Origin of the sequence: Streptomyces plumbidurans (assembly GCF_019857225.1) — a bacterium.
GTDB classification, from domain to species: domain Bacteria; phylum Actinomycetota; class Actinomycetes; order Streptomycetales; family Streptomycetaceae; genus Streptomyces; species Streptomyces plumbidurans.
On record NZ_JAFJSY010000004.1, the window covers coordinates 36,650 to 48,680 of the forward strand.

The 12,031-nt window shown below is 69.9% G+C and carries 12 protein-coding genes; 7 read left to right on the forward strand and 5 right to left on the reverse strand.

What is annotated here, in order from left to right:
• Window positions 1–47: 47 nt before the first annotated feature.
• On the reverse strand, window positions 48–953 hold the full coding sequence (locus JYK17_RS03135) for a Sco1979 family transcriptional regulator (protein WP_222809714.1): 906 nt from the start codon (window positions 951–953) through the stop codon (window positions 48–50).
• A gap of 159 nt (window positions 954–1,112) precedes the next feature.
• A complete protein-coding gene (locus tag JYK17_RS03140; protein WP_108012248.1) occupies window positions 1,113–1,355 on the reverse strand; it encodes a DUF397 domain-containing protein in 243 nt (80 codons plus the stop codon).
• Between the two features lie 231 nt (window positions 1,356–1,586).
• Here JYK17_RS03140 and JYK17_RS03145 point away from each other — a divergent pair, with 231 nt between their 5' ends.
• Window positions 1,587–2,132: an ATP-binding protein gene (locus tag JYK17_RS03145; RefSeq protein ID WP_108012249.1), complete on the forward strand. Its 546-nt coding sequence runs from the start codon at window positions 1,587–1,589 to the stop codon at window positions 2,130–2,132.
• Window positions 2,133–2,139: 7 nt separating this feature from the next.
• On the opposite strand, the gene JYK17_RS03150 is transcribed toward JYK17_RS03145, so the two are convergent.
• The gene (locus JYK17_RS03150; protein WP_108012250.1) at window positions 2,140–3,042 is read right to left on the reverse strand and encodes an AraC family transcriptional regulator; all 903 of its coding nucleotides are present in this window, start codon (window positions 3,040–3,042) and stop codon (window positions 2,140–2,142) included.
• A 170-nt stretch (window positions 3,043–3,212) separates the two neighbouring features.
• Between JYK17_RS03150 and JYK17_RS03155 the strand changes: the two genes are divergently transcribed.
• Both JYK17_RS03155 and JYK17_RS03160 read left to right on the forward strand, forming a co-directional pair.
• Entirely contained in the window at window positions 3,213–4,295 is a 1,083-nt protein-coding gene (locus tag JYK17_RS03155) for an aldo/keto reductase (protein WP_128801240.1), read from the forward strand.
• A 155-nt stretch (window positions 4,296–4,450) separates the two neighbouring features.
• Window positions 4,451–5,293 (forward strand): RNA polymerase sigma factor SigF, encoded by an 843-nt coding sequence (locus JYK17_RS03160; RefSeq protein ID WP_128801239.1) that lies wholly within the window; start codon window positions 4,451–4,453, stop codon window positions 5,291–5,293.
• Window positions 5,294–5,350: 57 nt separating this feature from the next.
• Here JYK17_RS03160 and JYK17_RS03165 read toward each other — a convergent pair whose 3' ends face one another.
• Both JYK17_RS03165 and JYK17_RS03170 read right to left on the reverse strand, forming a co-directional pair.
• Window positions 5,351–6,238 (reverse strand): YihY/virulence factor BrkB family protein, encoded by an 888-nt coding sequence (locus JYK17_RS03165; RefSeq protein ID WP_128801238.1) that lies wholly within the window; start codon window positions 6,236–6,238, stop codon window positions 5,351–5,353.
• A gap of 60 nt (window positions 6,239–6,298) precedes the next feature.
• Complete coding sequence (locus JYK17_RS03170; protein WP_108012254.1) at window positions 6,299–7,345, reverse strand: LacI family DNA-binding transcriptional regulator; 1,047 nt, start codon at window positions 7,343–7,345, stop codon at window positions 6,299–6,301.
• A gap of 220 nt (window positions 7,346–7,565) precedes the next feature.
• Between JYK17_RS03170 and JYK17_RS03175 the strand changes: the two genes are divergently transcribed.
• From JYK17_RS03175 to JYK17_RS03190, 4 genes are read left to right on the forward strand one after another with little or no spacing between them, the layout of a single operon-like run.
• Window positions 7,566–8,858: an ABC transporter substrate-binding protein gene (locus tag JYK17_RS03175; RefSeq protein ID WP_222809715.1), complete on the forward strand. Its 1,293-nt coding sequence runs from the start codon at window positions 7,566–7,568 to the stop codon at window positions 8,856–8,858.
• A 10-nt stretch (window positions 8,859–8,868) separates the two neighbouring features.
• The gene (locus JYK17_RS03180; RefSeq protein WP_222809716.1) at window positions 8,869–9,810 is read left to right on the forward strand and encodes a carbohydrate ABC transporter permease; all 942 of its coding nucleotides are present in this window, start codon (window positions 8,869–8,871) and stop codon (window positions 9,808–9,810) included.
• Window positions 9,807–10,712, forward strand: coding sequence for a carbohydrate ABC transporter permease (locus JYK17_RS03185; protein WP_108012256.1), 906 nt, complete (start codon window positions 9,807–9,809; stop codon window positions 10,710–10,712). Before JYK17_RS03180 ends, JYK17_RS03185 begins: the two co-directional genes overlap by 4 nt.
• Before the next feature lie 35 nt (window positions 10,713–10,747).
• Entirely contained in the window at window positions 10,748–12,010 is a 1,263-nt protein-coding gene (locus JYK17_RS03190; RefSeq protein WP_222809717.1) for a glycoside hydrolase 5 family protein, read from the forward strand.
• The last annotated feature ends 21 nt before the right edge of the window (window positions 12,011–12,031 follow it).

Sequence of the window (12,031 nt, forward strand, 5' to 3'; positions counted from 1 at the left end):
CGCGGCACGATAGCCGCCGGACGGGGCGGTTTCGTGACGCGGCCGGCTCAGCTCTGCGCGAGGACCTGCTCCAGGAAGGCCACCGAGTCGACCGCGGGCGAGGCCACCAGGCTGAGGCGGTCCATGACCGCGAGATAGTGGTCGACCTCCTCGGGCTTGTCCAGGTACAGGGCGCTGGAGAGCTGCTCCAGATACACGACGTCGGGCAGGTCCGGCACGGGGAAGCGCAGCACGGTGACCGGGCCGCCGGCCGCCGCGTGACCGCCGACGTGGAAGGGCAGCACCTGGAGCGTGACGTTCTGCAGCGCGGCGATGGCGATGAGGTGCTTCAGCTGGTCCCGCATCACGGCGGCGCCGCCGAGCGGACGGCGCAGCGCGGCCTCGTCCACCACGACCCACAGCTTCGGCGCGCCCGGCCTGGTCAGCAGCTCCTGGCGGGTCATCCGCAGCTCGACACGGCGCTTGATCGCCTCAGGCGAGCTGATGGGATGGCCGAGCCGGATGACGGCCTCGGCGTAGGCGGGGGTCTGCAACAGGCCCGGGATGAACTGGACTTCGTACGTCCGGATCAGGGAGGCGGCCTCCTCCAGGCCCAGATGCTGCTCGAACCAGTTCGGGAAGGCATCGCCGTACGCCCGCCACCAGCCGGGTTCGTTGGCCCGCTGCACCGAGTCCAGATACTCCTGGCGTACGTCGGGCTCCTGGACACCGTAGAGCGTGAGCAGGTCGGCGACGTCGCGGTGCTTGAAGCCCACGCGGCCCAGCTCCATCCGGCAGAGCTTGGCGTCCGAGGCGCGTATGGCCGAAGCGGCCCTGTCCCGGCTGATGTTGAGGGACTCACGCAGGCGGCGCAGCCGGGTGCCCAGCATGATGCGCTGCACCGTCGGACCGCCGCGCCGGAGGCTGAGAACGTCGGGGCCCTGGGCGATCGGGTCCGGTTGAAGTGCCGTCATGGTGATCCCCTCGGCCGCCGCACCGGCTGCGTGTGCATGTGTTCGGGACTCACCCAAGGAGAGTAGCACCGTGGCGTCGGACGGCTGCGGTGCGTGAAGTGGCCGGAAGGCGCCGACCGTTGACCGGCGCCTTCCGGCCGTCCGCGGGTGCGCAAGACCTCAACGACCGGGGAGTAGGCCGTCGAAGTCGCCGTCCTTCACACCGCGGACGAAGGCGGAGATCTCGGCACGGGTGTAGACGAGGGCCGGACCTTCGGGGTGGCGGGAGTTGCGTACGGCGACGCTGCCGTCCGGAAGTGCGGCGAGTTCGACGCAGTTGCCTTCGGGGTTGCTGTGATGGCTCTTGCGCCAGACCGCTCCTCTCAGCTCGGTGGCAGGTATGCCGTTGCTCACGTGCTGCATCTGGAAGCCTCTTTGAGATGAAGTCGCGATACCGGCTCTGCAATTGCATCCTCAATTGCATCCACGGGTTGTGCCCGGGACGATAGCGCCCGCCTCGCGCCCCTCGCAAGATCGTCTGCAATTGCAGCGGTAATTGCCGATGCACTTGCGCCCGGACTGACGGGCGTAGCACGATACTTCGCACAGGTGTAGCGCTCGGTTGTTCTCTCCGCAGGGGTACCAGGGGTCGCGATGTCCGCAGAGCAAGTCGCAGAACCGGCAGACCCCCCACGTATCGAGGCGACTTGGCAGTGGCTGTGCCGCGCCGTGGACCACATCGGCCGGCCCGGACCCGGGATCAGCTTTCCCCTGGCCCCGCCCTCCGACGACGGCCACGGCCCCGCCCGCTGTTCGGTGCTCGTCGTGCCGCCGCTTCCCCAATCCGCCCACATCGCCCGCGACTTCATCAGGACGACCCTCGCCGAGCGGGCCGCCCTCGAACACGTCGACGACATCGCTGTCACCGTGTCGGAACTGCTGAGCAACGCCCTGCGCTACGGCCGCTCGCCCGGCGAGGAGGAGTTGCAGCCCGCGCTCTGGCTCGCCTACTGGGACCGCTGGTCCTGCGCCGTGTGCGGGGTCACCGACGAGAGCGACCAGGTCCCGGTCCCCGTGGACGCGGAGGAACTCGCCGAGTCCGGGCGGGGGTTGCAGGTCGTCTCGGCCCTGAGCGACAGCTGGGGCTGGAACCCGCGCGCGGACGGCGGCAAGGTCGTCTGGGCGCTGTTCAGGCTCTGACCCCGGCTCATGTCACCTGCACCGCGGCGCCCGCCCGCCGAGGCGGCTCGGTGCGCAGGCGTGCCGCGTCCCGGCCCGGGGGCAGACCGAAGTGGCGGCGGTACTCGCGGCTGAACTGCGAGGCGCTGTCGTAACCGACCGCGAAGCCCACGGTCGCGACGTCCTCCGTGCTGCTCATCAGCCGCAGCCGGGCCTCCTGCAGCCGGATCTGCTTCTGGTACTGGACCGGTGTCATCGAGGTCAGCGCGCGGAAGTGGCGGTGGAAGGGCGACAGGCTCATCCCGCACATACGGGCCAGGTCCTCCACGCGCAGTACGTCGGTGTAGTGGTCGCGGATCCAGCGCAGCGCCCGGCCGATCTGGGTGAGGCGGCTGTCCGCCAGGCCGATCTGCCGTACCAGCGCGCCCTGTTCGCCGTTGATCAGCCGCCAGAGGATCTCCCGTTCGAGCATCGGGGCCAGCACCGGGATGTCGGCGGGGCGGTCGAGGAGGCGGATCATGCGCACGAAGGCGTCCACCAGGTCGGCGCCGGCGTCGCTCACCGCCAGGGCGGGGGAGGGGGTCCGGCCGGCCGGGGCGGCGTCCGTCTCCAGGAGCAGCGAGGCGATCGCGGCGGGCCTGAGGGCGAGCCCGGCGCCGAGTTCGGGCCGCTTTGGGCTCGCCTCGGTGACATGGCCGGTGACCGGCAGGTCCAGCGGCACGACCAGGTACTGCCCGGCGCGGTAGTCGTAGACGCGTTCGCCCAGGACGATCCGCTTCGCGCCCTGGGCTACGAGCGCGAGCACCGGGTCGGCGACCCCGGCGCGCGGCGGCGTCGGCCGGTGCTCGGCGGACAGCATCAGCCCGTCGACCGCGGCGGTGGGCCGGTCCACGTGCCGGGCGATCAGGGTGCGCAGTTCATCCAGGGACACCCCTCGATTGAAGACCGCGGACGGTCCTCGCGCAATGCCGATCGCGGACCGGCCCGGGCGACTTCGACAGGATCGTGCAAGAGGGCGACGGGATCGCACTAACAACTGCCCTGCTCAGCCTGGTTTCCTCGAAGAGTCCCTGCTTCCACGAATCTCCCACGGAGCATTTCATGGCACTCGACTCTTACGTCGGACTCGGCCGCAGCGGCCTCAAGGTCAGCCCCTTCTGCCTGGGCGCGATGAACTTCGGCGAGGACGGCGGCTTCGGCTGCGGCGTCGAGGAGTCCGAGAAGATCCTTCAGACCTACCTCGACCACGGCGGCAACTTCGTCGACACCGCGAACTTCTACACCAACGGCCATTCCGAGGCGATCCTCGGCGACTTCCTCGCCGCCCGCCCCGGCGTGCGCGACCGCCTGGTGCTGGCCACCAAGTTCTTCGGCAACCTCCACCTCGGCGACCCCAACGGCGGCGGCGCGAGCCGCAAGGCGATCATCGGCCAGCTGGAGGACTCGCTGCGACGGCTGCGCACCGACTACGTCGACCTGTACTGGCTGCACAACTACGACTGGTCGACCCCTCTCGAGGAGACCCTGCGCACCCTGGACGACCTCGTCACCGCGGGCAGGATCCGCTACGTCGGCTTCTCCGACACCCCCGCCTGGTTCACCGCCAAGGCACACACCACGGCCCTGCTGCGCGGCTGGACCCCCGTGACCGCCCTGCAGATGGAGTACTCCCTGCTGGAGCGCACCATCGAGGGCGAGCTGATCCCGCTCGCACAGGACGCCGGGATGGGCGTGCTGCCCTGGAGCCCCCTCAAGAGCGGCTTCCTGTCCGGCAAGTACCGCCGCGACCAGACCGGACCCACCGACACCAAGCGGTCCGTCGTCCTCGGCCGGCCCAGCGAGGCCCAGTTCACGGTGATCGAGGCGCTCGCCTCCGTCGCCGAGGAGATCGGCGCGAGCCCCGCGGCCGTCGCCCTGTCCTGGGTGCAGAACCGCCCCGGCGTCAGCTCCACCCTCATCGGCCCGCGCACCCTGGAGCACCTGGAGTCCAACCTCGCCGGCCTTGAGGTACAGCTCACTTCGGAGCAGAGGGCGGCTCTGGATGCCGTATCCGCGCCTATACTGAACTTTCCCCACGACCTCAACCACAGTGTGGGCCCGATGCTCAAGTACGCGGGCGCCACCGTGGACGGACAGACCAGCGCCGTGTATCCGCCGCTGCTCGAGAGCACCGCCCGCTACTGAGGCGGACGCATCGGCGGTGTGCGGGAGCGCCCGCTTCGAGCGGGTTTCACGGATTCTGCAGATTCGAGGAATGGTGGTCGGCAACCGGGGTATCCGGGTGCAGGCCGGGCGAAAGACCGGCACAGACGACGCTGATCAATCTGGAGGGGTTCACGATGACGGCAACGGCCGCGAAGACTGCGGAGCAGACGACGGACGTGCCGGAGATCGCCGACCCCTCCAAGGTCGCGCCCAAGGACGCGCGGGAGCTGTCGAAGCTGTTCTTCGACCAGCTGGAGGTGCTGGAGGAAGGCACCCCCGAATACCAGTACGCGCGCAACACGCTGATCGAGATGAACATGTCCCTGGTCCGCTTCGCGGCCGGCCGCTTCCGCAGCCGGGGGCCGGAGGAGATGGAGGACATCGTCCAGGTCGGCATGATCGGTCTGATCAAGGCCATCGACCGGTTCGAGCTGTCCCGCGAGGTCGAGTTCACCTCCTTCGCCGTTCCCTACATCGTCGGTGAGATCAAGCGGTTCTTCCGCGACACCACCTGGGCCGTGCACGTGCCGCGCCGGCTGCAGGAGGCCCGGGTCCAGCTGGCCCGCGCCGCCGACGAACTGCGCAGCCGCCTGGGTCGCGTGCCGACCACCAAGGAACTCTCCGAGCTGATGAGCCTGCCGGAGAACGAGGTCGTCGAGGCCCAGCTCGCCTCCAACGGCTACCGGTCGGCGTCCCTGGACGCGGCGATCAACGGCAGCGAGGACGGCGAGGCCGCGCTGGCGGACTTCATCGGCGACGAGGACGCGGCCCTCGGCCTGGTCGAGGACTTCCACGCCCTGGCACCGATGATCGCCGAACTCGACGAGCGCGAGCGGAAGATCATCCACTGGCGCTTCGTCGAGGAGCTGACCCAGGCGGAGATCGGCGAGCGTCTCGGCGTCTCCCAGATGCATGTCTCCCGGCTGCTGTCCCGCCTGCTGGCCGGCCTGCGCGAAGGCATGCTCAGCACCACCTGAGCCCCGCACGACCCGGGCCCCGGTTGCCCCGCCCGTCACGGGCCGGGCAACCGGGGCCTACGTGCACTCCGCCACGGGCACCGGACCATCCGCCGCGTCCCGGGGCGCGGGCCTCGCCAGTTCCGCGTTGAACTGGGCGCCCGCCAGCAGCGCCAGGTTGGACAGCCACAGCCAGATCAGGAAGATCACGACGCCTGCCAGCGAGCCGTACAGCCGGTGGTAGGTGCTGATGTGGGTCGTGTAGAAGGCGAACCCGAACGAGACGGCCAACAGCAGCAGCACCGCCAGGGTGCCGCCCGGCGCCATCCGGCCGACGGGGCGCGACGCCGCGGGGCCCGAGCGGTACAGGACGAGCACCATCGCAACGGCGACCGCGGCCACCACCGGCCAGCGCAGCGCGTCCCATGCGGCCTCGGGCCCGGTGCCCAGGTCGAACGCCCTGCTCAGCCGCCGGGCCAGGCTGCCGGTGAGGAAAAGCGTGAGGGTGGACGTGAGCAGCAGGGAGATCAGCACCAGGGCGGTGACGATGATGCGCGGAGCCGTACGCCACACCGGCCGGTCCGCGCTGATCCGGTGCATGCCGTGCAGCGCCCGGCGGAAGACGCTCAAGTAGCTGGACCCCGACCACAGGGCCGCCGACCCGGCGAGGATGAGCAGCGTCCAGGCCGCCGACGACTGTCCGGACAGCTGCCGCAGGGTGGAGCGCAGCAGGGCGCGTGAGGCGACCGGGGCGGCCTGCGACATCCGGTCGATGACCTCCGGCTTGGCCGTGGGCACGGTCAGACCGATGATCGACAGGATCACCAGCAGCACCGGGAACAGGGCCAGGACCGCGTAGTACGTCAGCGCGGCGGCCCAGTCGGTGACGTCGTCGTTCCAGACAGACACCGGGGTCCGGCGCAGCGCCGCCCACCAGTGCGCCCGGCGGCCCTCTGCATGATCCATGGGGCGGATGCTCTCACCTTCGTCGCTCGGCCGGCCTGCCGGGCCGGGACCACGGCAGGCTCATGCCCGCCGTGCGGCTCCCGTACTCTCTCGCACGATCACCTGCGGCACGGGTACCCGCACCGTGCGCGCCGGACCCCCGTCCAGCAGCGCGGTGAGTTCCCTGGCCGCCGTACGTCCGAACTCCACGCTGTCGCGGGACAGGGCCGAGAGCCACGGCCGGACCATGCGGCACAGGGCCGAGTCCTCCCAGGCCACCACCGAGACGTCGGCCGGTACCGAGAAGCCGAGTTCCGCGGCGGTGGTCATGCCGGCGACGGCCATCACGTCGTTGTCGTAGATCAGGGCGGTCGGGGGAGCGGGGCGCCCCAGGACCCGGCGGGTGACGGCCGCGCCCTCCGCGTCCGAGTAGTCGGTGGTCACCGACTCGACCTCGGTCAGGCCCCGGCGCTCGGCCTCGGCACGCAGGGTGCGGACCCGGCGTTCGGTGTGGGCGAGGCCCGGCAGTCCGGCGATGTGCACGATGCGCCGGTGGCCGAGCCGGTACAGCTCGTCCACGACCGAGGCCATCGCGCCCGCGTCGTCCGCCCAGACCGTCGAAAGACCGGGGTGGCGTTCGTCGGGCGCGCCGCCGATCACCACGGCGGGCAGTCCGAGTTCGTCGAGGAGGCCGGGGCGCGGGTCGTCGGTGCGGGGGTCCACCACGAGTACGCCGTCCACGCGGTGCTCGGCCCACCAGCGGCGGTAGACCGCGCACTCGTCGGTGACGTCCTCCACCACCTGGAAGAGCAGGCCGAGATGGCGCTCCGCCAGCACCTCCTGGATCCCCGAGACGAGCTGGAGGAAGAAGGAGTCCACCCCGAGGGTGTCCGCGGGCCGGGCCAGCACGAAGCCGACCGTCGCCGCGCCCTCCCCGGACAGCTGACGCGCCGCCGTGCTGGGCCGCCAGCCCAGCTGCTCGGCGACCCTGCGCACCCGGTCGCGGGTCACCTCGGAGACTCCGGGACGGCCGTTGAGCGCGAAGGAGACCGCGCTCTCGGAGACACCGGCGCGCTGCGCGATGTCCTTCATCGTCGGCCGCCGGGCCGGGGAACGCCTGGCCGGCACCCTGCTCACCCTTTTCTCTGCTGTCGTAGCTAATGCGCTTGAGTGCGAGGATGGTAAAGCGCATTAGTGATCTGTCGCAAGGTCTCGCCCACACCGATCTGACCTGTACTAATGAGAGGTGAATTTCTTTAGTTGGGGTCAATCCATTGACTTCCCCGGAAGGTGGCGGGCATGGTCCCTGGCGTCACCGCCACCGACCCTTCGAGGGAGTCGTGTCCCCGTGCCCACATCCCGCAGAACCTTCGCCGCCGCTGCCGTCGCCGCACTCGTCCTGCCGCTGAGCGCCTGCGGTTCCGGGAACGACGACAGCGGCTCGTCCGACGCCTCCGGCAAGGTCGAGGGCGACATCACCTTCCAGACCTGGAACCTGAAGGCCAACTTCAAGCCCTACTTCGACGGTCTGATCGCCGACTTCGAGAAGAAGTACCCGGGCACCCATGTGAAGTGGATCGACCAGCCCGCCGAGGGCTACGCCGACAAGATCAGCGCGGACGCCGCCGGCGGCACCCTGCCCGACGTCGTCAACGTCTCCCCGGACCTGGTCGCCCCGCTCGCCAAGGCCGGCCTCGCGCTCGACCTCGACAAGGCCGCCGCGAAGTACAAGAAGGAGTACCTCGCCGGGGCCTGGGCCAGCCATCAGATACCGGGCATGACCGGCACGTACGCCTTCCCCTGGTACCTCAACACCGGGCCGTTGTTCTACAACAAGTCCCTGTTCAAGCAGGCCGGGCTCGACGCCGGGTCGCCGCCGCGGACGTACGACGAACTCTTCGCCGACGCCCTGCAGATGGCGAAGAAGAGCGACGGCAAGGTCGCCACCCTCGCCAACGTCCCCACCATCGAGGACTTCGGCCGCTACGGCGTCGCCCTGATGAACAAGGAGGGCACCGCCTTCACCTTCAACGACAGCAAGGGCGTACAACTGCTCACCAAGTACAAGGAGTTGTACGACGCCAAGGCGCTCGACCCGCAGGCGCTGACCGCCACGCCCGAGTCCTCCGGCAAGAAGTTCCTCACCGAGGCCGTCGCCATGAACCCCGGCAGCGCGCTCGACCTCGGCAACTTCAAGAAGCAGGCGCCGAACCTGTACAAGAACATCGGCATCACCGACCAGATCACCAGCACCGGCCACGTCAACATGTACGTGATGGGCGTGATGGTCAACTCCAAGACCAAGCACACGCCCGCCTCCGTGGCCTTCGCGCACTACGTCACCGACGCCGAGCACCAGATGTCGTTCGCGAAGAAGGTCGCCATCTTCCCGTCCACCGCCGGCTCGCTGGACGACCCGTACTTCACCAAGCAGGACGGCACCGACGAGACGCGGGTGCGGATCGCTGCCGCCAAGTCGCTGAAGACCGCGGTCAACTACACGCCCGTGCTGTTCAGCGAGCAGATGAAGACGGCGCTGCGCAACGAGGTCGCCAAGGCCCTGCAGGGCAAGGAGAGCCCCAGGTCGGCGCTGGACAACGCCGTCAAGCAGTGCAACACGCTCCTGGCGCAGCAGGGATAGGAACCGTCAGATGGCCTTGTCCACGGTGTCCGGGAAGCAGATCTCCGGCAAGCCGAAGTCCGGGGCGCCGTCCCCGCGCCGGGTGCGGCGCCAACTGCCCACCAGCCCTTGGCTGTTCGCCGCCCCCGGACTGCTGATCACCGGCGTGTTCATCCTCTATCCGTTCGTCTCCACGGTGATCAACTCCTTCACCGACCGCCGGACCCTGATCCCCGGCCGGTTCGTGGGCCTCGCCAACTTCCGCGAGCTGCTGCACGACGACATGTTCTGGATCGGCCTGCGCAACAGCGCGCTCTACGTCCTCGGGGTCGTCCCGGCCCTGGTGATCCTGCCGCTGCTGCTCGCGCTGCTGGTGCAGAAGAACATCCCCGGCATCACGTTCTTCCGCTCCGCCTTCTACACCCCGGTGGTCGCCTCGATCGTCGTCGTAGGACTGATCTGGGTGTGGCTGCTCGACGAACGCGGCCTGATCAACTCGCTGTTGGAGTCCATCGGCATCGGCCGCGTCGGCTTCCTCAGCGACCAATGGCTGCTTCTGCTGAGCGCGATGGCCGTGACGGTGTGGAAGGGCCTCGGCTACTACATGATCATTTACCTGGCGGCGCTCGCCAACGTCCCCCGTGAACTCCACGAGGCCGCCTCCGTCGACGGCGCGGGCGCGGTGCGCCGCTTCCTCACCGTCACCGTCCCCGCCGTCCGCTCCACCATGGTGCTGGTCGGGGCGCTCTCCTCGGTCGCCGCCTTCAAGGTGTTCTCCGAGGTGTACCTGATGGCGGGCCCCAGCGGCGGACCGGCCGGCGAGGACACCACGCTGGTGATGCTGGTCCAGCGCACCGGCACCGGCCTGACCGGCCGGGTCGGCTACGCCTCCGCCCTCTCCCTCGTCGTCTTCGTCGTCACCGTCGCGCTGATGCTGCTCGTACTGCGCGCCGACCGGAGGGAGGAGACATGAGCCTCGCCGAGAAGGTACGGCCCGACCGGGAGGCACCCGTCGCGCGCGAGCCCCGCGTCACCGACGAGCACGGCCGCCGCGTACGGGTGTGGGAACTCGTCCTGCGCTACGTCCTGTTGCTGGCCGTACTCGCCCTGACCGTCGGCCCGTTCGTGTGGCAGCTGTCCACCTCGCTCAAGGGCCCCACCGAGGACATCTTCAGCTCACCACCGAAGTTCCTGCCCAGCCACCCCACCCTGCACAACTACAAGCGGGTCGCCGACACCATCCCGGTCTGGGACTACGCCTTCAACTCCCTGAAGGTCGCCGCCGCCAACGTCGTGACCAACTGCGTGGGTTCGGCCCTGGCCGGCTACGCGCTCGCCCGGCTGCGCTACCGGGGCCGCCGTATCGCCACGCTCGCCTTCATCCTGGCGATGCTGGTGCCGGTGGAGGGCATCATCATCGCCCAGTTCACCACCATGCGGGAACTCGGCCTCAACAACACCCTCATCGGAGTCGTCCTGCCCGGCTGCATCGGCGCGATGAACGTGCTGCTGATGCGCAACGCCTTCCTCAACCTGCCCTACGAGATCGAGGAGGCGGCCTACGTCGACGGCGCCAATGTCTGGCAGCGGTTCCTGCGCATCGCGCTGCCGTCGGTGCGGGGAACCCTCGCCGTCGTCGCGATCTTCGCGTTCATGGGCGCCTGGGACGACTTCCTGTGGCCGCTCATCGTGCTGAGCGACCCCTCCAAGTTCACGCTGACCATCGGTCTCAACTATCTGCACGGCACCTTCGCCAACGACGAACGGCTCGTCGCCGCGGGCACGGTCATCGCCGTGGCACCGCTCATCGCCCTCTTCGCCTGTCTGCAGCGGTACTTCTTCCGCGGCGTGGGCGAGGGAGCCGTCAAGGGCTGAGAGCCGCACCCGAGTTCAAGGACACAGGACACCGCATGCCTTCTGCCGTGCGCTTCGGCGTCAACTACACCCCGAGCGAAGGGTGGTTCCACCACTGGCTCGACTTCGACCTGGACTCCGTACGAACCGACCTGGACTCCGTCGCCGCCCTCGGCCTCGACCACATCCGGGTCTTCCCGCTGTGGCCGTACTTCCAGCCCAACCGCACCCTGATCCGGCCGCGCGCCGTCGAGCAGCTGGTGGCGCTCGTCGACGCCGCCGCCGAGCGCGGCCTGGACGTCAACGTCGACGGTCTGCAGGGCCACTTGAGCAGCTTCGACTTCCTGCCCGCCTGGACCCGCACCTGGCACCGGCGCAACCTCTTCACCGACCCGGACGTCATCGACGGCCAGGCCGCCTATCTGCGCACGCTCGCCGCCGCCCTCGCCGACCGGCCGAACTTCCTCGGCATGACGCTCGGCAACGAGGTCAACCAGTTCTCGGCCGGACCCCACCCGGACCCCGACCGGGCGACGCGTGAGCAGATCGACGCCTGGCTGGAGCGGATGCTCGCCGCCTGCGAGAAGGGCGCCCCCGGGAAACTGCACCTGCACGCCGAGTACGACGCGACCTGGTACCAGGACGACCAGCCCTTCACCCCGGCCCAGGCCGCCCGCCACGGCAGCGTCACCGCCGTGCACTCCTGGGTCTTCAACGGCACCGCCCAGCGCCACGGCCGCACCGCCGTCCCGACGCGACACCACGCCGCCTACCTCGTCGAACTCGCCAAGGCATGGGCCGACGACCCGCACCGGCCCGTCTGGCTCCAGGAGGTCGGCGCGCCCGCACCCCTGATCCCGCCCGAGCACGCCGCCGCCTTCACCGAGGCGACCGTCGAGGGCGCCCTGGACTGCCCCGACCTGTGGGGCATCACCTGGTGGTGCTCCCACGACGTCTCGCGGGACCTCGCCGACTTCCCCGAACTCGAATACGGGCTCGGCCTGCTGACCAACGACCGCCGGCCCAAGGACACGGCACGGGTCCTCGCGGACGCGGCGGCCCGCGCCCGCGACTCCGCCCCGCCCGCGCCCCGCACCACCGCCCTCGTGGTCCCCGCCGACCCGGCCCGGCGCGCCCTGTGCGCCCCCGGCGGCCCCGTCTTCGACGCCTTCTTCCGGCTGACGGCCGACGGCGCCCGACCGACGACCGTCCTGGACACCCGCGCGGACGACAAGGACCACCTCGCCGCGCGCGGCATCACCGAGACCGTCTCCGCCGACCAGGTGGCCCCCGCCCCACCAGGAGGGATCGCTTCGTGATCTCCACCGGACGCACCGTCC

Bases quoted from the DNA above. Each gene is read 5' to 3' on its own strand.
- JYK17_RS03135 (WP_222809714.1), bottom strand. From the start codon at position 953: ATGACGGCACTTCAACCGGACCCGATCGCCCAGGGCCCCGACGTTCTC.
- JYK17_RS03140 (WP_108012248.1), bottom strand. From the start codon at position 1,355: ATGCAGCACGTGAGCAACGGCATACCTGCCACCGAGCTGAGAGGAGCG.
- JYK17_RS03145 (WP_108012249.1), top strand. From the start codon at position 1,587: ATGTCCGCAGAGCAAGTCGCAGAACCGGCAGACCCCCCACGTATCGAG.
- JYK17_RS03155 (WP_128801240.1), top strand. From the start codon at position 3,213: ATGGCACTCGACTCTTACGTCGGACTCGGCCGCAGCGGCCTCAAGGTC.
- JYK17_RS03160 (WP_128801239.1), top strand. From the start codon at position 4,451: ATGACGGCAACGGCCGCGAAGACTGCGGAGCAGACGACGGACGTGCCG.
- JYK17_RS03165 (WP_128801238.1), bottom strand. From the start codon at position 6,238: ATGGATCATGCAGAGGGCCGCCGGGCGCACTGGTGGGCGGCGCTGCGC.
- JYK17_RS03180 (WP_222809716.1), top strand. From the start codon at position 8,869: ATGGCCTTGTCCACGGTGTCCGGGAAGCAGATCTCCGGCAAGCCGAAG.
- JYK17_RS03185 (WP_108012256.1), top strand. From the start codon at position 9,807: ATGAGCCTCGCCGAGAAGGTACGGCCCGACCGGGAGGCACCCGTCGCG.
- JYK17_RS03190 (WP_222809717.1), top strand. From the start codon at position 10,748: ATGCCTTCTGCCGTGCGCTTCGGCGTCAACTACACCCCGAGCGAAGGG.